Annotated in this window: 20 protein-coding genes; 8 read left to right on the top strand and 12 right to left on the bottom strand. The window is 57.9% G+C overall.

Translation table 11 applies throughout. The annotated features are described in order from the left end of the window. Positions 1–121 precede the first annotated feature (121 nt). The 3 genes from HW452_RS01280 to HW452_RS01290 form a co-directional block, all read right to left on the bottom strand. A complete protein-coding gene (locus HW452_RS01280; RefSeq protein ID WP_224104292.1) occupies positions 122–1,693 on the bottom strand; it encodes an AbgT family transporter in 1,572 nt (523 codons plus the stop codon). Positions 1,694–1,849: 156 nt separating this feature from the next. Further along, positions 1,850–2,506 (bottom strand): hypothetical protein, encoded by a 657-nt coding sequence (locus HW452_RS01285; RefSeq protein WP_224104293.1) that lies wholly within the window; start codon positions 2,504–2,506, stop codon positions 1,850–1,852. A 151-nt stretch (positions 2,507–2,657) separates the two neighbouring features. Next, positions 2,658–3,545: a LysR family transcriptional regulator gene (locus HW452_RS01290; protein ID WP_224104294.1), complete on the bottom strand. Its 888-nt coding sequence runs from the start codon at positions 3,543–3,545 to the stop codon at positions 2,658–2,660. Positions 3,546–3,704: 159 nt separating this feature from the next. Here HW452_RS01290 and HW452_RS01295 point away from each other — a divergent pair, with 159 nt between their 5' ends. The 6 genes from HW452_RS01295 (at position 3,705) to HW452_RS01320 (ending at position 9,880) form a co-directional block, all read left to right on the top strand. After that, the gene (locus tag HW452_RS01295) at positions 3,705–4,814 is read left to right on the top strand and encodes an S-(hydroxymethyl)glutathione dehydrogenase/class III alcohol dehydrogenase (RefSeq protein ID WP_224104295.1); all 1,110 of its coding nucleotides are present in this window, start codon (positions 3,705–3,707) and stop codon (positions 4,812–4,814) included. An 86-nt stretch (positions 4,815–4,900) separates the two neighbouring features. Then, positions 4,901–5,755 (top strand): S-formylglutathione hydrolase, encoded by an 855-nt coding sequence (fghA, locus tag HW452_RS01300; protein WP_224104296.1) that lies wholly within the window; start codon positions 4,901–4,903, stop codon positions 5,753–5,755. Between the two features lie 8 nt (positions 5,756–5,763). After that, entirely contained in the window at positions 5,764–6,480 is a 717-nt protein-coding gene (gene mtgA, locus HW452_RS01305) for a monofunctional biosynthetic peptidoglycan transglycosylase (RefSeq protein WP_224104297.1), read from the top strand. A 182-nt stretch (positions 6,481–6,662) separates the two neighbouring features. Next, positions 6,663–7,055: a DUF4168 domain-containing protein gene (locus HW452_RS01310; protein ID WP_224104298.1), complete on the top strand. Its 393-nt coding sequence runs from the start codon at positions 6,663–6,665 to the stop codon at positions 7,053–7,055. A 187-nt stretch (positions 7,056–7,242) separates the two neighbouring features. Beyond that, positions 7,243–9,153: a DUF294 nucleotidyltransferase-like domain-containing protein gene (locus tag HW452_RS01315; protein ID WP_224104299.1), complete on the top strand. Its 1,911-nt coding sequence runs from the start codon at positions 7,243–7,245 to the stop codon at positions 9,151–9,153. Between the two features lies 1 nt (position 9,154). Further along, the gene (locus HW452_RS01320; protein WP_224104300.1) at positions 9,155–9,880 is read left to right on the top strand and encodes a 3'-5' exonuclease; all 726 of its coding nucleotides are present in this window, start codon (positions 9,155–9,157) and stop codon (positions 9,878–9,880) included. A 91-nt stretch (positions 9,881–9,971) separates the two neighbouring features. Here the strand turns inward: HW452_RS01320 and HW452_RS01325 are convergent, their stop codons facing one another. The 4 genes from HW452_RS01325 to HW452_RS01340 all read right to left on the bottom strand — a co-directional run bounded on the left by HW452_RS01325 (position 9,972) and on the right by HW452_RS01340 (position 14,783). Beyond that, positions 9,972–11,612: a BCCT family transporter gene (locus tag HW452_RS01325; protein WP_224104301.1), complete on the bottom strand. Its 1,641-nt coding sequence runs from the start codon at positions 11,610–11,612 to the stop codon at positions 9,972–9,974. Between the two features lie 174 nt (positions 11,613–11,786). After that, positions 11,787–12,656, bottom strand: coding sequence for a glycine betaine ABC transporter substrate-binding protein (locus tag HW452_RS01330; protein WP_224104302.1), 870 nt, complete (start codon positions 12,654–12,656; stop codon positions 11,787–11,789). A gap of 94 nt (positions 12,657–12,750) precedes the next feature. Beyond that, positions 12,751–13,581 (bottom strand): ABC transporter permease, encoded by an 831-nt coding sequence (locus HW452_RS01335; RefSeq protein WP_224104303.1) that lies wholly within the window; start codon positions 13,579–13,581, stop codon positions 12,751–12,753. Continuing rightward, a complete protein-coding gene (locus tag HW452_RS01340; RefSeq protein ID WP_224104304.1) occupies positions 13,581–14,783 on the bottom strand; it encodes a quaternary amine ABC transporter ATP-binding protein in 1,203 nt (400 codons plus the stop codon). Before HW452_RS01340 ends, HW452_RS01335 begins: the two co-directional genes overlap by 1 nt. 360 nt (positions 14,784–15,143) lie before the next feature. On the opposite strand from HW452_RS01340, the gene HW452_RS01345 reads away from it, so the two are divergent. Together HW452_RS01345 and HW452_RS01350 are read left to right on the top strand one after the other, a co-directional pair. Further along, positions 15,144–15,539 (top strand): hypothetical protein, encoded by a 396-nt coding sequence (locus tag HW452_RS01345; protein WP_224104305.1) that lies wholly within the window; start codon positions 15,144–15,146, stop codon positions 15,537–15,539. Between the two features lie 267 nt (positions 15,540–15,806). Continuing rightward, positions 15,807–16,001, top strand: coding sequence for a DUF3742 family protein (locus tag HW452_RS01350; RefSeq protein WP_224104306.1), 195 nt, complete (start codon positions 15,807–15,809; stop codon positions 15,999–16,001). 75 nt (positions 16,002–16,076) lie between these two features. On the opposite strand, the gene HW452_RS01355 is transcribed toward HW452_RS01350, so the two are convergent. The 5 genes from HW452_RS01355 to HW452_RS01375 all read right to left on the bottom strand — a co-directional run bounded on the left by HW452_RS01355 (position 16,077) and on the right by HW452_RS01375 (position 22,159). Further along, positions 16,077–17,477, bottom strand: coding sequence for a sigma-54-dependent transcriptional regulator (locus HW452_RS01355; RefSeq protein ID WP_224104307.1), 1,401 nt, complete (start codon positions 17,475–17,477; stop codon positions 16,077–16,079). An 11-nt stretch (positions 17,478–17,488) separates the two neighbouring features. Beyond that, positions 17,489–18,934 (bottom strand): sensor histidine kinase, encoded by a 1,446-nt coding sequence (locus HW452_RS01360; protein WP_224104308.1) that lies wholly within the window; start codon positions 18,932–18,934, stop codon positions 17,489–17,491. A 60-nt stretch (positions 18,935–18,994) separates the two neighbouring features. Continuing rightward, entirely contained in the window at positions 18,995–20,158 is a 1,164-nt protein-coding gene (locus HW452_RS01365; protein ID WP_224104309.1) for a PQQ-dependent sugar dehydrogenase, read from the bottom strand. 92 nt (positions 20,159–20,250) lie between these two features. Continuing rightward, positions 20,251–21,126 (bottom strand): AEC family transporter, encoded by an 876-nt coding sequence (locus HW452_RS01370; RefSeq protein WP_224104310.1) that lies wholly within the window; start codon positions 21,124–21,126, stop codon positions 20,251–20,253. A gap of 97 nt (positions 21,127–21,223) precedes the next feature. Then, positions 21,224–22,159, bottom strand: coding sequence for a LysR family transcriptional regulator (locus tag HW452_RS01375; RefSeq protein ID WP_224104311.1), 936 nt, complete (start codon positions 22,157–22,159; stop codon positions 21,224–21,226). Between the last annotated feature and the right edge of the window lie 53 nt (positions 22,160–22,212).

Consider the following 22,212-nt stretch of genomic DNA (forward strand, 5'->3'; position numbering starts at 1 on the left):
TGTCTCATGCTATGAAAGGGGGGGGGCAGGCCTACTACCTGTCTGTATCGAGAAAGCCCGCCGTTCAATACGGCGGGCTTTCTTGTTGGGTGAGCGTGATATGTCTTGCCAACCAGGCGGGCTATAGCGTGTAGTACGTCGCGGAGCCTGGGCCCACCGGCAGGCCGAATACGAATACCCAGATAAAGAACAGTATGCTCCAGCCGATCAGCATGAACAGCGTATAAGGCAGCATGATCGCGACCAGCGTGCCGATTCCCATATCCTTGCGATAGCGCGAGGCTACCGCGAGAATCAGACCGAAATAGCTCATCATCGGGGTGATCAGGTTGGTGACTGAATCACCGATCCGGTAGGCCGCCTGGATCACTTCCGGCGCGTAACCCATCAGCATCAGCATGGGAACGAAGATAGGCGCCGTTACCGCCCACTGAGCCGAAGCACTACCCAGCGACAGGTTGACGAAAGCACACAGCAGGATGAACAGTGCAAACAGGCCCGGCCCGCGTAGACCCAAGGATTCAAGCAGGTCGGCACCGGCAACGGCGGTGACGGTTCCAAAGTTGCTCCAGTTGAACAGTGCGACGAACTGCGCGGCAAAGAAGACCAGCACGATATAAAGCCCAAGGCTACTCATGCTCTTGGCCATGGCGTTTACCACATCGCGATCATTGTGCATGGTGCCTGCCAGGCGGCCGTAGACGAATCCCAGCAGGGTAAAGGCGACGGCCACGATGACCACGATGCCGCGCAGAAACGGCGAGCCGCTCACCAGACCCGTTTCCGGGTTGCGCAGAATACCACTTTCGGGCACGACCATGACCGCGATCAGCGCCGCAAGCGCCAGAGCGGCAAGGCCGGTGCCTTTCAGCGCACGTTTTTCCTGATCGCCCAGGCCTTCCATGCGCTGCTGGTCGATATCGCTTTCGGCGTAGGCCGAGTCAAACTTGCCCAGCTTGGGCTCCACGATACGCTCGGTGACCAGTCCGCCAATCAGCGTCACGAAGAAGGTGCTGGCAAACATGAAGAACCAGTTGGCTTCGGCCCCTACGATATAGGCCGGGTCCAGCAGCCGCGCGGCTTCCTGGGTAATGCCGGAGAGCAGCGGGTCAACGGTGCCGATCAGCAGGTTGGCGCTATAGCCTCCGGAAACGCCGCAGAAGGCGGCCGCCAGGCCAGCCAACGGGTGGCGCCCCAGGGAGTGGAAGATCATCGCGGCGAGCGGAATCAGCACCACATAGCCAAGCTCGGCGGCCATGTTCGACATGATGCCGGCAAATACCACCGCGTAGGTCACGATGCGCGGTGAGCGGTTGAGCACCAGTGCTCGCATGCTGGCCGAGAGCAGGCCGGAGTGTTCGGCCACGCCGACCCCCAGCATGGCTACCAGCACGGTGCCCAGAGGGGCAAAGCCTGTAAAGTTGGTGACCATTTCGGTAACCAGGCGCCGCAGGCCTTCTGCGTTGAGCAGCGAGTTGACCGCAATGATCTCGCCTTCGTTGGCCGGCCTCGGGTCGGCTACCGATACGCCAAGCGCGCCGGCGATACCGCTGGCGATAACCACGAAGATACACAGCAGGGCAAACAGGGTAACGGGGTGGGGCAACAGGTTGCCCAGCCATTCGACACTGTCCAGAAAGCGCGTGAATGCGCCGCGCCGTTGCGCCTTTTCAGTATTGTTGGGATTGTTCATGAGGCATAGATATCCGCTTGGTGATTGGGTAATTGAAAAGAGTCAGCCCGAACACTACGGAGAAGCCCGAAACGGAGCAAATGGCTTTACGTATAGAGGTATATAAAAAATGAAACGCCGCCTCGAGGGCGGCGTTGAAGGCAAAGGCGGTGGCTGTCAGCTTGACCTGGGCAACTGTCGGGTCAGGTAGATGCGTCGTGCCAGTAGCAAAAGCTCCAGGGTGGCAAACAGGATCAGGCTGTAACCAAGCAGCTCGGTAACCTCTTCGGCGGCATCCTTGAAGGTGCGCACATAGTTGTCTTCAAGTACTGCCTCCCAGAAGATGCTGCGCCCGTAGAGACGCGAAAATACGTAGGTAGTCAGTACGCCACCGGCGAAAAGTCCGAAGGCGAACGTGTTGCTGTAGTAGCGAAATTCATCCAGGAACTGATGGCGCTTGATGACTACCCAGGCAATCGACGGAATCACGATCAGCGCCACCAGGATCTTCCAGGTATGGCGGGCAATATACTCGTCCAGAAAATAGTCCTGCTCACGCACCAGTGACGAGGCGATAAAGGCGAACAGAAGCAGCGTGACCGTCGGCCATATCTTGAGCACGTGGCGCACGTAGATCAGCATCAGGCAGCACGTGGCAAGCACCGCTGTCTGCGCAAGCTCGGTAAAGCCGTACTCGCTGAAGCGAAGCTCAGGCATGTAAAGCGCTTCCAGGTACGCGCCTTGAGCGATGGCACCGATAAACAGTACATAAAGTATTGCGCGCATGAGGGTCGTTTTAAAGTTGATGGGCCAGTTGGGTGGAGGGAGTGACATCGAGTATCCTTGCAAGACATAGCAGATGCTATAAACATTCATTAGTGAATGTTCATTATATCGTCACTGACGCATGCTCGCACGTCGAGAATGCCCTCAGATGTCGGTCCAGACGCGCTTTGCCTCCGAATACTCCCTTTTACTCCGGTACTCAGCGTTTGGGTAGCTGTTTGTCAATGTTCGCCGCCAGATAGTCGACCAACTGACGAATCTTGGGTGAAAGGTGACGGTGGCGCGGATAGACCGCCCATACCGCCGTATCGTGATGCTGAAAGGGGTCGAGTACGGCGATGAGTTCCCCGCTGGCAAGGTAGGGGGCCACATAGTAGTCAGGCAGCTGAGCAAGCCCCAGGCCCTTGAGGGCAGCATCCAGCAGGGCAGGGCCGGAGTTGCCGCTCCAGCGGCCTTCCACCCGCACTTCACGGCGCTGGCCGTTTACCTCGAACAGCCAGTTGGGGCGTGACCCCGTCAGGCAGCGGTGCTGACCAAGCTCCGCCAGGGTATGCGGCGGCGGCATCTGACGAAAATAGGCCCGGGAACCGACAATGTATTCGCGCCGCTGACACAGACGCCGGGCAATCAGGCTCGAATCCTTGAGCACACCCATGCGAATGGCGATATCGAACCCCTCTTCGATCAACTCTACCGGCCGATTGGTAAAGTGCATGTGCACTTCAAGCTGCGGGTGCAGGCACTGAAAGTCGTTCACGAGAGGCGCGATATACCGCTCGCCAAAGGTGGTGGCCGATGTCAGCTTCAGCAAGCCGCGGGGCTTGGCCTGAAGTTCACTGATGGCCTGTTCGGCGTCCTTCAGGCCGTCGAACAAGTGCTGGCAGTGCTCCACGTAGAGAGCACCTGCATCGGTCAGGCGAATCTGGCGCGTGGTGCGGTAGAGAAGCTGAATGCCCAAGTGATTTTCAAGCTGGCTGACAAGGCGACTGATGTGCGATGTCGATACCTTCAAGTGCTGGGCAGCCGCTGAAAACGTGCCCAGCCGCACCACTTCGATAAACGCTTCAATACGGTCCCATCGTTGCATCGTCGTTCCCGCTGGCAGGTTGATTGTTGCACACAGGCAATAATCTTATGAGTATATCCCGCTTTTTCTTGCCCCCCCAGCTAACTTACACTGCCCGTGCCCGACTGCTTGGCGATACGTTTGGTCTATAGTGCAGTAACCGTATTAAGGAGTTAATCCATGAAGTCACGCGCAGCTGTTGCCCTGGAAGCGGGTAAGCCGCTTGAACTGGTCGAAATTGATGTAGAAGGTCCCAAGGCGGGCGAAGTGCTGGTTCGCATGGCGGCCACCAGTGTCTGCCATACCGATGCCTATACGCTGTCAGGCGCTGACCCGGAAGGACTCTTCCCTTCCGTACTGGGGCATGAAGGCGCCGGCGTGGTGCAGGAAGTCGGTGAAGGCGTCACCAGCCTCAAGCCAGGCGATCACGTCATTCCGCTGTATACGGCCGAGTGCGGCAAGTGCAAGTTCTGTCTTTCCGGCAAGACCAACCTGTGTGGCAGCGTGCGCGCGACCCAGGGCAAGGGCGTCATGCCCGACGGCACCTCGCGCTTCTCGCTCGACGGCAAGATGCTTCATCACTACATGGGCACATCGACGTTCAGCGAGTACACCGTGGTACCCGAAGTGTCGTTGGCGGTGGTTTCCAAGGAAGCCCCGATGGACAAGATCTGCCTGCTGGGCTGTGGCGTCACCACCGGTATTGGTGCGGTGCTCAACACGGCGAAAGTGGAGCCGGGTTCTACCGTTGCCGTCTTCGGCCTGGGCGCGATTGGTCTGGCGGTCATTCAGGGCGCAGTCATGGCCAAGGCGGCGCGCATCATTGCCATCGATGTCAATGCCGACAAGTTCGAGCTTGCCAAGCAGTTTGGCGCGACCGACTTCGTCAATCCCAAGGAGTACAGCGACCCGATCCAGCAGGTGATCGTCGACCTGACCGATGGCGGGGTAGATTACTCGTTCGAGTGCATCGGCAACGTCAACGTGATGCGCTCGGCGCTTGAGTGCTGTCACAAGGGCTGGGGCGAGTCGATCGTGATCGGGGTTGCCGGTGCGGGCGAAGAAATCTCTACCCGTCCGTTCCAGCTGGTGACCGGGCGCGTCTGGAAAGGGTCCGCCTTTGGCGGTGTGAAAGGCCGCAGCGAACTGCCCGGTTATGTTGAACGTTACATGAACGGTGAAATCAATATCGATGACTTCATCACCCACGATATGCCGTTTGAAAAGATCAACGAGGCCTTTGAGCTGCTGCACGCCGGTAAGAGTATCCGTACCGTCCTGCACTACTGAGCAAGGCCTGTAAGTTTCTACCCTGATACAAGGGCCAAGGCGCGGTAGAAGTTCTGCCGCGCCTGTCTTTTTCAAGGAGCCTGCCGATGAGCATGAGTGAAACTCTAGAACTGGTGTCTGCCAACCGCAGCTTTGGTGGCTGGCACAAGCGCTACCGCCACTACTCCCGGGCGCTGGACTGCGATATGGAGTTTGCAGTCTATCTGCCGCCCCAGGCCGAGAGCGAACGTGTGCCGCTTTTATGGTGGCTGTCCGGGCTGACCTGCAACGATGAGAACTTCATGCAGAAAGCCGGCGCCCAGCGCCTGGCAGCCGAGCTTGGCATCGCGATCGTCTGCCCCGATACAAGCCCTCGCGGCACCGACCTCCCCGGTGAACATGAAAGCTATGACCTGGGGTCCGGCGCCGGCTTTTACGTCAACGCGACCGAGGCGCCCTGGAAGCCTCACTACCGGATGTACGACTATATTGTCGAAGAGTTGCCGTCGGTGGTACGCCAGCACTTTCCGGTCAATGGGCGCGAGTCGATCAGCGGCCACTCCATGGGCGGGCATGGCGCCTTGATTCTGGCGTTGCGACATCCCGGTCGGTTCAGCTCGGTCTCCGCGTTTGCGCCTATCGTCAACCCGATGGAGTGCCCCTGGGGGCAGAAAGCCTTCACTCATTACCTGGGTGAAGATCAGTCACGCTGGCGCCAGTACGATGCCTGCGAGCTGGTCGCCAACGGTGCCTCGCGCCAGCGGCTGTTCATCGATCAGGGCGAAGCCGACCAGTTTCTCGAAGAGCAGTTGAAGCCCGAGCGCCTGGAAGCTGTCTGCGAAGCCCACGACCATCCGCTCACCCTGCGCCGTCAGCCGGGTTACGACCATAGTTACTTCTTTATTGCCTCGTTCATCGAGGACCATCTGCGTTATCATGCGGAACACCTTATGAAACGCTAGGGATAATAATGCTCAAACGTACGCTGGGCCGCTTTCTTCGTCAGCTATGGCGTCTTGTGTGGCGCGGCGTGCTGCTTTTTGTTCTCCTTTCGGTAGCACTGGTGCTGCTGTTTCGGGTTGTCCCCCCGCCGGGTTCCATGGTCATGGTGGAGCGCAAGATACAGAGCTGGATTCACAGCGAACCTATCAGCCTACAGCGCCAGTGGCGCAGCTGGGACGAGCTTTCAAGCAATGCCAAGCTCGCCGTGATTGCCGCTGAAGATCAGCGCTTTCCCGTGCATCGCGGGTTTGATCTTGTGGAGTTGCGTCGTGCCTGGCAGGCAAATCAGGACGGCGGGCGCCTGCGCGGGGCGAGCACGCTGAGCCAGCAAACCGCCAAGAACGTCTTCTTGTGGAGCGGGCGCAGCTGGACCCGCAAGGGACTCGAGGCCTGGTTCACTCTGCTGATTGAAACCTTCTGGAGCAAGCAGCGCATTCTGGAGGTGTATCTCAACGTGGCGGAGTGGGATGCCGGCGTATTTGGCCTCGAGGCCGCCTCCCGGCACTATTTCGGCGTATCCGCCAGCGCGCTTTCTGAGCGACAGGCCAGCCTGCTGGCCGCTATCTTGCCAAGCCCGCGTACCCGCAGTGCCTCGCGCCCGGATGCCCAGGTGGAAAGGCGCAGCCAATGGATCGTTCGGCAGATGCGCAATCTCGGTGGTACTGGCTATCTGCAAAGACTTTAAAATCGTAAAAGCAAATATTTAAATAAATTCAATGCCTTAGTTGTATTGCAGCAAGGCCGTTCGATCTTGTTGTCATGATCTGTTCAGCTGGATTTACATTTTGTTACGCAAAAAAATGAACCTGCCCTGATTCGCCGCGTCACACCTTGCACACTCACAACGCGCCAATGAGGTTTCTTACTATGCAACGTATAACTGCTCTGTTCTCTGCTGCACTGCTTGCTACCGGTTTGATGGCAACCACCGCCAACGCTCAAGAAGCACAGGATCCGGCTCAGGATCCAATGACTACTCAGCAAGCGGCGCCTGCTCAGGATTTTTCTGATCAAGAGCTACAGCAGTTCGCCGATGCTTCTCAAGAAATCGCCGTGATCTCACAAGAGTACACACAGCGTCTGCAGGAAGCAGAAGACGAGGCTGCACAACAGGAAGTCCGTACCGAAGCCAACGACCGCATGATCGAAGTGGTTGAAGACAGCGGCCTTGATGTCGATACCTTCAACGCGATCGGCCAATCCATTCAGCAGGATCCTGAGATGATGCAGCGCGTTCAAGAGATGGCTAGCCAGTCATAAGCTATCTTTGAGTTTCAACGACGCTTCGAGTTTCAACGACGCCAGAAATCGTCCTTTACTCGCTCGTTGAACATCACGAAAGCCCGGCATTCATATGCCGGGCTTTTTTGTTGGGCGCAGGGTTTACGATGCTGCCTAACCCATCCAAACTACTGATTTGTCTGCCGGGTTCGTCATAGGAGAGTGTATGGACGTTGAGCTTCTCGAAATCCGCCAATTCATGGGTCAGTTTCCCCCCTTCGACGGGCTCTCCGATGAGCTGCTCGATGCCATTGCCGAACGGGTAGAGGTCAGCTATTTCAAGACCGGCAGCGATATCCTGGTGCTCAACGACACGCTGGACGAGCTGTGCTTCATTCGAAGTGGGGCCGTCGAGGTATACCGCCGCCAGGGTGAGCTTTACAACCGTCTGGGTGAAGGGGACATCTTTGGTCACTTCAGCCTGCTGCGCAATCACAAGGTGCGTTTTCCCGCGCAGGCGATCGAGGACACGCTGATCTACTTCATTCCCAATGACGTCTTTCAAAGGCTTTGCGAAGAGGACGACGATTTCGCCGACTTCGTGGAGCTCGAGCGTCCAAGGCTTGAAACCGCCGCCGAGCAGCAGAAGAAGTCCAACGACATGATGGTCACGCGTATCCGCAAGCTCGTGACGCGTTACCCGGTCATGGTGGAAGCCAGCACGACGCTCCAGCAGGTAGCCCAGCAGATCAGTGAAGCACAGGCGTCGGCGGCCATCGTGATCAACCAGTGTACCGGCAACCCGCGCTACAGCTTTCAGGATAGCGAAGGCCAGACCTGGCGCATGGAAGGGATCTTTACCGACAGCGATTTTCGTACCCGCGTGGTGGCGGAAGGGCTTTCACCGCAGGCGGCCATTGGTGATGTGGCCTCCTCGCACCTGATCACCATTCAGTCGGATGCGTCAGTATACGAAGCCATGCTGACCATGCTGCGCAATAACGTCCACCACCTGCCGGTCGTCTACCGCCAGCGCCCGGTAGGCGTGGTGCACCTTTCCGATATTATTCGCTATGAAACTCACAGCGGGCTTTATCTGGTCAGTAACATCTTTAACCAGTCCAGCGCGCAGGGCCTCGCCAAGCTGGCTCCAGACGTAAGGGCCGCATTTGTGCGGATGGTGCAGGAGGGCGCCAATTCGCAGATGGTGGGTAGCGCGCTCTCCACGATCGGGCGAAGCTTCACCCGCCGCCTGCTGGAGCTTGCCGAGACCGAACTCGGCCCGCCGCCGGTGCCTTACTGCTTCATGGTGAACGGCTCGATGGCGCGTAACGAGCAGAGCATCGTGACCGACCAGGACAACGCGCTGGTGTTGTCCGATGACTTTGTCGCCGAAGAGCACGACGAATACTTCTTCGCGCTTGCCAAGTTCGTGAGTGATGGTCTGGATGCCTGTGGCTATACCTATTGCAAGGGCAACGTGATGGCCACCAACGACCAGTGGCGCCAGCCGCTGAGCGTGTGGAAGCGCTACTTCCAGGACTGGATGGAAAACCCGACGCCCGAGCGCCTGCTGCATAGCTCCATCTTTTTCGATCTGGACAGCATCTACGGCGAAGATCACTTCGTTGAAACTCTGCAGGACCTGATTGCCCAGAAGGCGCCTCAGTCGCCGCTGTTTCTCGCGGCCATGGCGCGTAACGCCCTCAACCGCACGCCACCGCTGGGGTTCTTTCGCACCTTCGTCATGGAAAAGGATGGCAAGCACAATAACTCCATCAACCTGAAACGCCGCGGAACGGCCCCCATGGCGGATCTGGTGCGTATCCACGCGCTGGCGTCCGGCTCCAAGGCCCAGAATACCTTCCAGCGCCTCAGCGATATCAGCGATACGCAACTGCTGGCGACCGGGGTCAGCGACAAGCTAAGCTACGCGTTCGAGTTTCTCTGCATGTCGCGGCTGCGTCACCAGATGATCGACATTCAGGAAGAGCGGGCACCGGATAACAATATCGAACCTGAAAACGTGGAAGATAGCGAACGCCATACGCTGAAAGATGCATTTCAGGTACTCAGCAACGCTCAGAAGTTCCTGAAGTTCCGCTACCCCATGCCGTCTCAGCGGCCGAGGCAGTGATATGCTAGGCATTCGTCCACGTCAACGAGTCACCCAGGCCAACTGGGCCGAATACATGGCAAGGCGGGAACGGCAGGCGAAGGATACGGCGATCAAGCAGTTTTTCGCCACTCCCTTGCCCGCCGAGGATACGCCGATTGCCGATGTTCCCATGATCGCGCTGGATATGGAAACGACCGGCCTTGATGAGCACCACCATGCGATTGTCAGCATTGGCCTTGTGCCTTTTACGCTTGACCGCATCAAACTCGCCGAGCGCCGATACTGGGTAGTCAAGCCTACCCGGCCGCTGTCGGATACCTCGATTACCTTCCATCACATCACCCACTCGGAAGTGGCTGCCGCACCGGACATGGATACCATTCTGGATGAACTGCTGCAGCGTCTGGCCGGGCATCTGGTCGTGGTGCATTTTCGCAATATCGAGCGGCCTTTTCTGGAGGCGGCGATCAAGGCCCGGCGTGGGGAAGGGGTGATGTTTCCCATGATCGATACCATGTCGCTCGAAGCCCGGCTGCATCGCCAGACCCTATGGGCTCGCTTTCGCCGCTGGCTGGGGCGTCCGCCGGTATCCATACGCTTGAACGCCAGCCGGGAGCGCTATGGTTTGCCCGCCTATCAAGGCCACCACGCGCTGTTGGATGCTCTGGCAACCGCCGAGCTTTTCCAGGCGCAGGTTGCGACTCACTACCGGCCGGATACCCCCTTGAAAGATCTTTGGTGCTAGTCGCCGGGCTTCTTGCCAGCGCACAAAAAACGGGCAGCCCTGGGGCTGCCCGTTTTCGTGTTACTTCGATTTACGCTGATTCAGCGCAGGTTCAAACCGCCTTGGGTTCGCTCATCAGACCCTTGATGATGGCATAGCACGCCACCAGAAGAATGATCGCGAACGGGAAGCCCGTTGATACGGCCATGGTCTGCAGCGCGGTCAGACCACCACCCAGAAGCAGGGCGATGGCAATGGCGCCTTCGATAATCGCCCAGAACACCCGCTGCGATGTCGGGGCATCCATCTTGCCGCCCGCAGTGATCGAGTCAACCACCAGAGAGCCCGAGTCGGAGGAGGTCACAAAGAAGAAGATGACCAGCAAGATCGCGACGAAGGAGGTAATTTGCGCCAGTGGCAGTTGTTCGAGCATGATGAACAGCTGAAGGTCAACGCCCGCATCGAGTACGGCACTGATACCCTGGCTGACAAACTGGTCAATGGCGGTGCCACCGAAGGTGGTCATCCAGAGTACGGATACGACCGACGGTATGATCAGTACAGAAATCAGGAACTCTCGAACCGTGCGGCCACGTGATACGCGGGCGATGAACATGCCGACGTACGGGGACCAGGAGATCCACCATGCCCAGTAGAAGGTTGTCCAGCCCTGGCTGAAGTTGGCATCCTCACGGCCAAAGGGATTCGAAAGCGCGGTGAAGTGAGTAGCGTAGCTCCACAGGTTTTCGAAGAAGCCGGTCATGATGAACAGTGTCGGGCCGACTGCAATCACGAAGAACAGCAGTGCCGCCGCCATGACGATATTGATCTTGGAGAGCAACTGCATGCCCTTGTCGACACCGGCAACCAGAGAGCCGATGGCCAGCATCGTGATGCCGATGATCAAGAGGATCATGGTGACGTCGCTTTCAGGCGCGCCAAACAGATACGAAAGCCCGGCGGCTGCCTGGCTGGCGCCTAGACCCAGAGACGTGGCCAGACCAAACAGCGAAGCAAATACCGCCAGAATGTCGATCACATGCCCAGGCCACCCCCAGACGCGCTCACCAAGAATGGGATAGAACACCGAACGCATCGAGAGCGGCAAACCCTTGTTGAACGAGAACAAGGCCAGCGAAAGCGCCACGATGGCATAGATCGCCCAAGGGTGCAGGCCCCAGTGATAAATGGTGGCCGCCATGGCAAGTGACGTAGCCGCCGCAGAGTCACCTTCGGCACCCCCCAGTGGCGCCCAGCTATCACCATCGAACGCGGTTCCGAAGTGGGTGAGGGGTTCATTGACGGCAAAGAACATCAGCCCGATGCCCATGCCGGCGGCAAACAGCATCGAAAACCAGCCGGTATAGGTGTAGTCGGGCTTGGCGTTGGTGCCACCCAGGCGTATTTTGCCCAGCGGAGAGAAGATCAATCCAATACATAAAATGACGAAGATATTGGCCGCGGTGATGAAAAACCAGGACAGGTTGCCGGTCAGGAAGTTGAAAATGTAATCGTATACCGGCGAAATCGTGTCTTGCAGCGCCAGCGTCAATACCACGAACAGCAGTACAACGATCGCTGAAATGCTGAATACCTTGCCATGCAGGTCAAAGCTAAGGCCCATTTTATTGGTCGTGAAGTTATCCTGACCGACAACGTAATCCGTATCGATCAGGTTCGCTGCCCCTTCGGGGGCAGGAATACCTTCTGAGCCCGGTTCATCCGGGGAGTGATTTGGTTCTTGCTTATCCACGGGTGCCTCTCCGTTTTGATTGAAAAACACGTGCCGAGCGCCGTGTCGTGTTTGCTTCACTATATATTAACAAGCGTTGTATTGATGGTTTTTGCAGATTATTTTTTGTAAAACAATCGAGCGGAAAAAAGCGCCAGCCTCTAATGGCTGGCGCTCGCCGACTAGTCTGATCAGCTAGCCATTCAGCCACTGTTCTACAACGTCCTGATTATCTTCTACCCACTGCTTGGCGTTTTCATACGGATCGCTGCCCTCTTCCTGATTCATCAGCATGACATCGCCCATCTGCTCCGGTGTCCACTCGAACGCATCCAGAATGGCATAGGCTTCTGGCATGTCGTCTTCCAGACCGGCACGTACCACGGTGTGGATCTGTTCGGCACCACCGAAGACATTCTCTGGGTCTTCCAGGTACTTTAGATCCCAGCGCGCAAACATCCAGTGCGGTGTCCAGCTGGTAACAACGATATCTTCTTCGTTGCTGATGGCGTTGCCGAGCGCGGCCACCATGGTCGCGTCGCTGCCACTACGCAGACGAAGGCCGAGGTCATAGGTATCGACAACGTCTTCGGCCAGGCCCATCAGGCCTGCGCCAGGATCTATACCGATGATCTCGCTATTGAATATATCCGCATTGTCATTGAGCTCCTCGATCGAATCGACCTCTGTATAGGAGGGAACGACAAGGCCGAGCTTGGTACCATCCAGGTTGGGCCCCAGGTCCTCCACCTTGTCGCCGATCCGCTCCATGTAATCGGCGTGGGTGGTCGGTAGCCAGGCTGCCACGATGGCATCGGCGTCGCCGGTCGAGAGCGCCTGAAACATGGCCGCCGCCGACAGCGAGGTCAGCTGGACGTCATAGCCTGCCTGCTCGAGCACGGCAGCCATCACGTTGGTGGATGCCACCTCGGAGGACCACTCCACATAAGCCAGGTTGATGGTCTGTTCTTGTGCCTGGGCAGAGCCTGCCGCCAGGCCTGTACTGGCGATCAGCACGGCCGAGGCCAGGCGAGTCGTGCGGTGGCTTAACAGATGCGTTTTCATTTGCTTTCTCCCTTTTGTAGTTGGCGTTTTAACCAAGGTTAAATTGGCGTTTTCAGCATGGTCGTGAAACGTCGGTTCATCAAGTAGGCCGGTTTTATCTAGACGCTTTGCGCAGCGACTGGGTCAAACGGTCCAGCAGCATGGCCAGAATCACCACGGCGATGCCGGCTTCAAACCCATCACCGGGGCGTAGGCGCTGGATGGCACGCCATACTTCACTGCCCAGGCCATCGGCGCCGATCATGGCGGCAATCACCACCATGGAGAGTGCCAGCATGATGGTCTGGTTGATACCCGCCATTACCGTGGGCAGTGAAAGCGGCAGCTGTACCTTGAACAGCTTCTGGTAGCGGGTGGCGCCGTAGGCATCGGCGGCTTCGATCAGCTCGACCGGGACCTGACGGATGCCCAGCGTCGTGAAGCGGATGGCCGGGGGCATGGAGAAGATCACCGTGGCAAAAATGGCCGATACCGAGCCGATGCCAAAAAACGGAATGGCGGGAATCAGATAAACGAATGCCGGCATGGTCTGCATGAAGTCCAGAACCGGCATGATGACCCGGTAGAGCCGCTCGGAAAGCGCTGCGGCAATGCCGACGGGCAGGGCGATCACCACGGCGACCAAGGTGGCAATCACCACCAGGGTCAAGGTCTCGATCATCGGATTCCAGAGCCCCAGATTCCAGATCAATGCCAGGCCCGCCGCTGCGCCTATTGCCAAACGGGGGCTGGCAAGCTTCCAGCAGGCCAGCGCGATGATCAGGAGAAGCGCCCACTCGGGCAGCCACATCAACCCATCGTTCAAACTGTCGATGCCTGTCTGGGTGACGCGTGAAATAGCCCGCGTCACCATCGAGTACTCGCTTGTTAACCAGTCAAGGCCGCTTTCGATCCAACGACCCAAAGGAAGACGAGGAATATCCATTACTGCTCTCCTGCTCTGGCCAGTTCATCCAGGACCGCGCCTTTTACCACCACCCCAAGCAGGCGCTGCTGTTCATCCACCACGGCAATGGGGAAGCTCTTTTCGCTGAACATCGCAAACAGGTGTTGAAGGGGCTCCTCTGGAGAGACCTTGCGAAAATCCTGGGTCAGGTAGCGCGTGATGCTGTCGGCACCTTCCTGCGTGGCCGCGATAGCCGTTTCCGCCTCGAGCAGACCCAAAAGCGTGCGGTCACGGTCGGTGACATAGATGGAGTCGATCGCGTGCTCGCGCATGCGATGCAGGGCGGTACGCGGGCCATCGCTTTCTCGCGCCGTGGTACGCAGTGGACGCATGGCGCTCGCTGCCGTCAACACTCGCGAGCGGTCCACTCCTTCGATGAAACGGCGCACGTAGTCGTCGGCGGGCTGGGTGAGAATCTGCTCCGGCGTGCCTATCTGAACCACTTCCCCGTCCTTGAGCAGCACGATGCGATCACCAATATTGAGCGCCTCGTCCAGGTCGTGAGTAATGAAGACGGTGGTTTTCTGCATTCGGGTCTGCAGCTGCAACAGCTCCTGCTGCATATCTTTGCGGATCAGCGGGTCGAGCGCTGAAAACGCCTCATCCATCAGCAGTACGCTGGCATCGTTGGCCAGTGCCCGGGCCAGACCAACGCGCTGCTGCATTCCTCCAGAAAGCTGGTGGGGGTAAGCATTCTCCCAGCCTTCAAGCCCTACCTGTTGAAGTGCCGTGTGGGCGATCTTCTGGCGCTCCTTTTTATCGACACCACGTATTTCCAGCCCGAACTCGGTGTTCTGCTGGACCGTGCGGTGAGGAAACAGGGCAAAATTTTGAAACACCATCGAAAAGTGGCGGCGCCGACAGGCCAGCAGTGCCTTTTCGCCCAGCGTGGGGATATTTTCACCCTCGATGATGATGTCGCCTTCGGTGGTATCGATCAGGCGATTGAGACAGCGAATCAAGGTGGACTTGCCAGAGCCGGAAAGTCCCATGATCACCAGCAGCTCGCCTTCGTGGACATCGAATGAAATATTCGAAAGCCCTAGCGTCTGGCCCGTTTTCTCGAGAATCTCGGAGCGCTTGAGTCCCTGGTCGCGAAGTGCCAGGGCTTTGCTGGGCTGTTTACCAAATACTTTGCTTACACCACGTACTTTTATTTTGATCGGGCGCTGTTCATCCATCGGCCATGCCTTTTACAGGTATGAGGCGCTTTGTGTCGTTACTCTCCAGGCCTTTCGACGTACCGTCAAAGCAGCCACACAAAGCATCCATAAGGAAAAAAAAGAATTTAACAGGTTAATTATTAAAAATTATTATACATAACTGTGCCGTTTGTGCCACATCGCTCCTTTAAACGCTGCCAACAATTGCCACATGTGTCATTTTGCACCCGCCTAGAAGTGCGCGTGAATGTTGGTTTTAGTTGCATAAGTATTTGAAAATATTTAATTTAATGAATTATTGAGGCGGGGTGGTTCAAAATCTGCAGTGCCATGGCATCAATTCAAGATATTTGCACGGTAGCAATGGAGATCACTTTTATGGATAAGCAGGTAACCGCCAGTTCGAAACGGCCACGTCTACTTTCACTGTGCATGGTAGCGACTGCAGCAAGCGTGCTGATGCTTGCTGGTTGTGGCGACAATAACGACGATGACATGCCGCCCGCGCAACAGCCTGAATCCATGGAGCAGGGGCCCGAGCAGGAAGGCACCTTGACACAGGAACCTGCTGGTTCGTCTCCGATCGATCAATCTGCTGATCCTGCCATGGATAACACGGCTAACGACGATGCTCCCGTACCCCAGGAGTCCATCCAGTCTGAAGAGGCCGCACGTGACAATACGGTCGATGACGAACCAGGCTTTGGCGAGGGTACTGACCCCATGCCAGGCGACACCGATGCAAACGATGACGAAATGACCCGTAATCAGTAATTCTGTACCGCTCCCTACGATGATAAGCCGCTTCAGCTGTTCGTTCCCTGCGGCTGCTCCACACGGTTTATCATCCTTCCCCCCGCGCCCGCGGGGGTTTTTTTATGGGCCGTTATTGCTCCCTGGCTTGGCTGATAGAGAGATAAAGGGCAAAGGCCTTGCAACGCTCAGGTAGTTGGCTATGGTGATAGTTGACTATAGCGATAGTTGGAAACGAGTTAATGCGTTTATCAAGCCCTATGAAATGCAAAGGAGAGCGACATAGTGATGCTGAATAAATATCGTATGAAAGCGCTGTTTCTGGCCATGATCCTTGCGTTCAGCGTGGTAGCGCTAACCGGCTGTGGTGGTGATGATGCTCCCAACGAAAATGCCCAGCCCGAACCCGAGGAGCCACTGAACACGGGGCCGATGGCCAATGATGACAACAACGGCGTGCCGCCCACTGAAGATGGCACCTGATCTCCTGTAAAGGTTCGCATATAAAAAGGCCAAATCAGCGCTTGCTGGTTTGGCCTTTTTCCTGTGGCTGATTGCCTACTCTTCGCTGTCTTCAAGTCGGCGATAGAGCGTGCGCCGTGCTATGCCGAGAAGCTCCGCTGTACGGCGCTTGTTTCCGCCAGTTGCTTCCAGCACTTTGCGTATATAGCGCTTCTCTACCTCTTCAAGGCTGGGCCAGCGCGTGGGCGCTGGAGCTGGAAGGTGGGAGCCTGGCAGTATTTCTCCACTCATCGCGGGCGTCATTTCTATGCCCGGCTCCTGGTGCGAGTGTTCACGTAGCCGCTCGGGAAGGTCCTGATGCTGTAAAACCCCCTGTTCGCTCAACGTAACCGCCCGCATGATGGCATTTTCCAGCTCACGAACGTTGCCGGGGTAGGTGTAGTGAAGCAGGCTGTTGAGCGCATCCGGTTCTATCTGCTCGATCTGCTTGTCCTGCGCCTCGGCGTGCTTGTCGATGAGCGCGAAAATCAGATGTTCGATATCGCTGCCCCGCTCACGCAGTGGAGGAATGCGTAGCGAAAAGGTTTCCAGGCGATAAAACAAGTCGCTTCTGAAGCTTTCCTGTTCGATCTCCTTGTCCAGATTACGGTGCGTGGCGGCGATGATGCGCACATCGACAGGCTCTTCGCGCTCGCCCCCCACCGGGCGGATGGTCTTCTCCTGAAGCGCGCGCAGCAGCTTGGCCTGAAGATTGATCGGCATTTCGCCAATCTCGTCCAGAAACAGGCTGCCGCCCTGGGCGGTTTGAAAAAGCCCCTTGCGCGCTTCGTTGGCACCGGTGAAAGCGCCTTTCACATGGCCAAAAAATTCGCTCTCCATCAAGTCCGCCGGAATGCTGGCGCAGTTGACGGGGATAAAGGGTGCCTCGTGGCGCGGGCTCTCCTGGTGAATGGCGCGTGCCAGAAGCTCCTTGCCGGTGCCGCTCTCGCCCAGAATCAGAATGGGCGCATTGCTCTTGGCCAGGCGCGAAGCATCGTGAAAGAGCGATTGCATGGCATCACTTTTGCCCACGATGCCGTGAAAATGACTAAGCTCGGTATCGTGCGAGAGCGACAGGCGCTGGCGTTCCAGAACGCGGAACACAGCCTCGCGGATGGCATCGAGATCAAGCGGTTTGGTCAGGAAGTCGTCAGCGCCCAGCTTCAGCGCTTCTACCGCCTGGTCGATGGTACCAAACGCTGTAATGACGATAATTCCCAGCTCACTGCCACTCTGGCGCAGCTGTTGCAGCAGCTGAATACCGGTCATCCCCGGCAAGCGAACATCGGTAATCATCATCGCAACGGGCGTATGGCTCAATAAGGCAATGGCTTCTTCGGCACTGGGGACGCCTAGCGTTTGATAGCCCGCATCATGGAGCTCTTCTTCCAGCAATTCGCGTATCGCTGGGTCGTCTTCCACTACCAGTAAAGGTAAGAGGTTTTCCTGATGGGTCACAAATGTTGTCCTCAAGCGGATGCGGTTTCACTAAGGGGAAGCGTAATCTCGAACCCAGCGCCACCCAGTGCGCTGTTGAATACGCCAATCGTACCGCCGTGGTCATTGATAATTCGATGTACCATGGAAAGCCCCAGGCCACTGCCTTGGCCCACCGGTTTCGTCGTGAAGAACGGATCGAATACGTGCTGGTGGTTGGCAGCAGGAATGCCCGGGCCGTTGTCTTCTACCCAAAGCGTCAGTTCATGCTGGTTCTTGCGCGCTCTTACGCGAACGTGGCTGACATTGGGCGCTTGTGCTGCGTTACGCAGCAAGTTGGTCAATACCTGAACGATCTGCTGCCCATTAGCCATTAAATGGGGGGTAGGCGAGGGAAGATCAACATCCAGCTGGATATTTCGTGGCTCGAGCTCCTCTTCCACCAGATCGCTTGCACTCTTGACCAGTTGATCCAGCGCCAGTTCGCCCTTTTCGACATTGTGCTGTCGGCCCAATTCCATCAATTGCCGCACGATCTCGACGATACGCTCGACCTCACCGCGAATGCGGCCAAGCTTGGCCCGCTCGTCATCGCCGATGACATCACGGCGCGCCAGACGCTGAGCCTGGCCGTTGATGACCGTCAGCGGGGCGCCGATCTCGTGAGCAACCCCGGCGGCCAGAACGCCAAGTTCGGCCAGTTTCTTGGATTTGCGCAGGCGCTTTTCCAGCTCGATTTCCCGGCTCTGGCGCGCCTCGATATCGCGATCCTTCTCCGCCATGGCATCCAGCATGCCGTTCAGCCCCGAAGCGAGACGGCGGTATTCAGCAGGCCCTTCTACAGTGGCACGCTGGCTGCGGTCGCCATCCTCGACCAGCAGCATCACGTGCAGCAAGCGGTTGAGCGGGCGCTCGATATAGCGCCTGAACCCCCACCAGATGCTGAACACGATGCCCGCAGCACCAATCACGAACACCAGTACCGCCACCACGCTGATAAAACCGGTGTAGTTCTCGATGCCGGTATTGAGCCGGTTGACCTGAAGCACGCCGTGAACGGTGCCATCCTGGGTGCGCAGCGGCGTCAGCGCCGAATAGTAGGTCCAGCCTTCCTGCTGACGGTAATTGCTGTACAGGTCATCGCGCTCGATCACCTGGCGGATCTCCTCGGCGCTGAAGAGGTCCTTGCCAAGGCCCAGGCCGTAGACTTCACGGCCCTGCAGGTCGAATACGTAAGCGCCATAGATACGGTGAAACGAAAAGGCCGACTGCAGCGCTTCTTCAAGCGGGGCCGGGCTTTCCCGGGTAACTGCGTAGCTCAATGACGTACTCAGCGCTCGGGTGATGATCTCGACTTCGGTCTGCAGTTTGGAGCGGACGTTGTCCTCCAGCGACTTGATGGCCACCAGGCTGAACACCACCAACACCACAAACAGCGGCACGATCACGGTAAGAATGATTAAGTTACGAAGTCGCATGCTGCATCCATGGTGGTGTTAAGCATTTCATCAATGAAAAAGCCGTTATCTAGTCTGTATTCAGGGGTGGTCTGCGGGAAGCAGGCGGTAAAGGCTGCCCTGACTTGCGTCAGTAAGCAAGTAAATGGCCCCGTCCGGGCCTTGGCGGACATCGCGGATACGGCCTATCTTTCCTTCCAGCAAGCGCTCGGTGTCGATAACCCGGTCGCCATCGAGCACGACGCGCAGAAGCTGTTCGCTGCTCAGCCCGCCTGCCAGCAGGTTACCTTCCCAGGCGCTGAAAAGCTCGCCGCTGACATCGGCAAGCCCCGAAGGCGCAAAGCGAATTTCGAAATCGTAATGCGGATCGATCATGCCAGGCAGCGAGTCGGCACCGAGTGGCTCGTTGGTCGCGTAATCGTTACCCAGCGTTACCTCCGGCCAGCCGTAATTATTGCCGGCTTCGATCAGGTTCAGTTCATCGCCGGCCAAGGGTCCGTGTTCCGAGGCCCAGACATCGCCGTTGCGGCGGACTACCAGGCCCTGGATGTTGCGATTGCCCAAGGTGTAGATCTCATCGAGGGTATCGGCATCATCCACGAAGGGGTTATCGTCTGGCACGCCGCCGGTGTCGGTCAGCCGTACGGTAGAACCCGCATGGTCGTCGCTTGCCTGGGCGCGAGTGGGGTCCGATCCGCGATCGCCGATACTCATCAGCAGGGTGCCATCGCCAAGCCAGGCAAGGCGTGAGCCGTAATGACGCCCCGGTCCGGAGGCGCGGTCCTGCTCGAACAGATGCTCCACGTCACCCAGCGCATCATTTTCCCATTTCACTCGGGAAAGCGCACTGCGGCTGCCGTTGGCATCCGGCTTGCTCCAGGTGAAGTAGATCCAGTCATGTTCGCCGCTGGCATCTCCAAAATCGGGGTGCAGCACGACATCCAGGAGGCCGCCCTGGCCGTGATGATTGACCTGGGGCAGGCCCTGTAGAGCCCGTGACTGGCCCTGTCCATCCACCACGTTCAACTGGCCGTTGCGCTCGCTGACCAGATAGCGGCCATCGGGCAGAAAGGCCACCGCCCAGGGATGTTCAAAACCTTCGGCCACGCGCTCGAGGCTGATGGCCAGGTGTTCGGTTTCGATCACTTCGCCTTGGGCGCTGGCCGTGCCAATGATCAGGCACAAGGCGGCCGCGCCCGGCATTAGCCGCCGAGAAAACGGGTTTTTTCTATCTGCATCTTGCATAAAGAGCCCTCTAGTGAGGTGGCTGCACATGACGTGCCCAACTCATCAGTCTAGCAGTGACTCTTGGCCTCGGGGCAGGTTCACTTTTAACGCTACATGAGCAGCGCCAGAAGCGCCGGAAGGTATGCAAGCGCCAGCAGCGTCGAGCAGAACACCAGGCTTGCCACATAGGCGGGTTCGCGCTGGGCACGCTGAGCAAACAGGTAGTTGAACACCGCCACCGGCATGCACATCTGTACGACCAGAATGCTTTGCGCCAGTGGAGGAAGCCCGACCCAGCCGGCAATCAGCCAGGCAGCCGTGGCAGCAAGCGGAACACGTACCAGGCTGAACCCAAGCCCCGAGCGCAGGCTTTTTACCTGAATGCTGGCAAGCGAGACGCCAAGCGTGATCAGCATCAAGGGAACCGTGAAGCCGGACATCAGGTGCACGGTATTGGCAAGCCACGCCGGCAGCGAGGTGTCGGTCAACAGCAGCACCATGGCCATCGCGATGGCGTAGACCGTGGGCGTTCTAGCCAGGGTTTTCAGCGGGTTACCCTTGCTGCTGAGCGCGGCCCCGAGCGTGAACTGGAACAGAGAGACGGTCACCATGACCGTGATACCGTAGGCGAACCCCGCGCTGCCAAACGCATAGAGCACCACCGGCAAGCCCATGTTGCCGGTATTGGGATACATCATGGGCGCCAACAGTACCCGCCAGTTCTGGCGCAGCACTCGCGCAATCAGAAAGGTGCAGGCGCCCATGGTCAGAATGACCAGGGCGGCGGCCAGCATGGTCTGGCCAAACGTGGCGGCATCGATATCGGCACCGGCGAGCGAGGCCAGTACCAGCGAGGGCGTGCCAATATTGAAGACCAGCCGGGTCACGAACTCGACAGGAAACGGATGGCCCAGGCGTACCCAGAAAAAACCCAACCCCGCCCCGGCCAGCACCGGCGCCATCACGGCAAACAGTTCAGCAAGCATGCATAGCCCTTGTAGACATAGCCCTTGGTGGTAGACATAGCCCTTAAAAGGCATAGGCCTGGGCAGAAAAGCCGGGCTATTGTCGTTAATTGGCTAGCTAACTGGCAAGTGGTTGATCCAGATAGGGGTTAACACCAGGTTGCCACTGCGCCGGTGTGCTGGCGCGCAGAAAATCCAGCAGTGCATGAACGCGACGCGGCTGATGGCCGTAGGCGTAAAGCAGCGTAACGGGAAGCGGCGGCGGCGCCCATTCGGGCAAACAGACGATCAGCTCACCGGGATGGTACTGTTCGCGCTGTTGAACCAGCCAGTGCGGCAGCACGCCGATACCCTGGCCGCGAGCAATGGCATCCATGTGCAGCAGCGATAGGTCGACCCGCAAGCGCGAGCGTGGGGGATGGAAATCGTAGGCTTCACCTTGGCGGTGGCGCAGTGAGAGTTCCTCCTGCGTAGTGCTCAGCAAATCCACCCAGGCGTGGTGGCAAAGCTCGCTGGGATGAGCCGGCAGCGGCGTGGTTTCGCCATAGCGCGGGCTGGTGTAAAGGCCGCGCGAAAGCTCGCCGATTACCTCCTGATTGAGCCCGCAATCGCCCAGCTCGCCAATCCAGACGTGCACGCAGTGGCTATCCGGGGTGGTGGGCAGGGCATCCAGCGTCTGCAGGGTCAGCTCGATGTTGGGATAGCGGTCGACGAACTCATTGATCAGTGCGCTCGCCCAGCCGCGGGTCAGCGAGGTATGTACCTTGAGCGTCAGCTGCCCGCAGATATCCTCCTTCAACTCGGCCAGCGCCTCCTGGCTGTTGGCGGCCAGCGCCAGAAGCTCCTTGCAGTAGGTATGAAACAGAAGCCCTGCTTCGGTTGGGATCAGGCGATTGGCCTGACGACGCAGCAGGGGCTGGTTGAGGCGGTTTTCCAACTGACTGATACGGCGGCTGAGCGTCGACTTGGCAAGCCCCATCGCCTGAGCACTGCGCGTAAGGCTGCCTGTCGCCATTACATTGGCAAAAGCATTGAGTTCGTCAAAGTCGTACATAAGCAACCGCCGAGGAGGTAATGACCACATTATGCCAGCCAACATTGCTAATG

It is taken from the genome of Vreelandella aquamarina (assembly GCF_020075495.1).
Classification (GTDB): domain Bacteria; phylum Pseudomonadota; class Gammaproteobacteria; order Pseudomonadales; family Halomonadaceae; genus Vreelandella; species Vreelandella aquamarina_A.

What these genes read in the sequence shown, in the direction of transcription:
- HW452_RS01345 (WP_224104305.1), top strand. Translation starts at nt 15,144, where the DNA reads ATGGATAAGCAGGTAACCGCCAGTTCGAAACGGCCACGTCTACTTTCA.
- HW452_RS01340 (WP_224104304.1), bottom strand. Translation starts at nt 14,783, where the DNA reads ATGGATGAACAGCGCCCGATCAAAATAAAAGTACGTGGTGTAAGCAAA.
- HW452_RS01295 (WP_224104295.1), top strand. Translation starts at nt 3,705, where the DNA reads ATGAAGTCACGCGCAGCTGTTGCCCTGGAAGCGGGTAAGCCGCTTGAA.
- fghA (WP_224104296.1), top strand. Translation starts at nt 4,901, where the DNA reads ATGAGCATGAGTGAAACTCTAGAACTGGTGTCTGCCAACCGCAGCTTT.
- HW452_RS01375 (WP_224104311.1), bottom strand. Translation starts at nt 22,159, where the DNA reads ATGTACGACTTTGACGAACTCAATGCTTTTGCCAATGTAATGGCGACA.
- HW452_RS01370 (WP_224104310.1), bottom strand. Translation starts at nt 21,126, where the DNA reads ATGCTTGCTGAACTGTTTGCCGTGATGGCGCCGGTGCTGGCCGGGGCG.
- HW452_RS01360 (WP_224104308.1), bottom strand. Translation starts at nt 18,934, where the DNA reads ATGCGACTTCGTAACTTAATCATTCTTACCGTGATCGTGCCGCTGTTT.
- mtgA (WP_224104297.1), top strand. Translation starts at nt 5,764, where the DNA reads ATGCTCAAACGTACGCTGGGCCGCTTTCTTCGTCAGCTATGGCGTCTT.
- HW452_RS01280 (WP_224104292.1), bottom strand. Translation starts at nt 1,693, where the DNA reads ATGAACAATCCCAACAATACTGAAAAGGCGCAACGGCGCGGCGCATTC.
- HW452_RS01335 (WP_224104303.1), bottom strand. Translation starts at nt 13,581, where the DNA reads ATGGATATTCCTCGTCTTCCTTTGGGTCGTTGGATCGAAAGCGGCCTT.
- HW452_RS01320 (WP_224104300.1), top strand. Translation starts at nt 9,155, where the DNA reads ATGCTAGGCATTCGTCCACGTCAACGAGTCACCCAGGCCAACTGGGCC.
- HW452_RS01315 (WP_224104299.1), top strand. Translation starts at nt 7,243, where the DNA reads ATGGACGTTGAGCTTCTCGAAATCCGCCAATTCATGGGTCAGTTTCCC.
- HW452_RS01365 (WP_224104309.1), bottom strand. Translation starts at nt 20,158, where the DNA reads ATGCAAGATGCAGATAGAAAAAACCCGTTTTCTCGGCGGCTAATGCCG.
- HW452_RS01350 (WP_224104306.1), top strand. Translation starts at nt 15,807, where the DNA reads ATGCTGAATAAATATCGTATGAAAGCGCTGTTTCTGGCCATGATCCTT.
- HW452_RS01285 (WP_224104293.1), bottom strand. Translation starts at nt 2,506, where the DNA reads ATGTCACTCCCTCCACCCAACTGGCCCATCAACTTTAAAACGACCCTC.
- HW452_RS01330 (WP_224104302.1), bottom strand. Translation starts at nt 12,656, where the DNA reads ATGAAAACGCATCTGTTAAGCCACCGCACGACTCGCCTGGCCTCGGCC.
- HW452_RS01310 (WP_224104298.1), top strand. Translation starts at nt 6,663, where the DNA reads ATGCAACGTATAACTGCTCTGTTCTCTGCTGCACTGCTTGCTACCGGT.
- HW452_RS01290 (WP_224104294.1), bottom strand. Translation starts at nt 3,545, where the DNA reads ATGCAACGATGGGACCGTATTGAAGCGTTTATCGAAGTGGTGCGGCTG.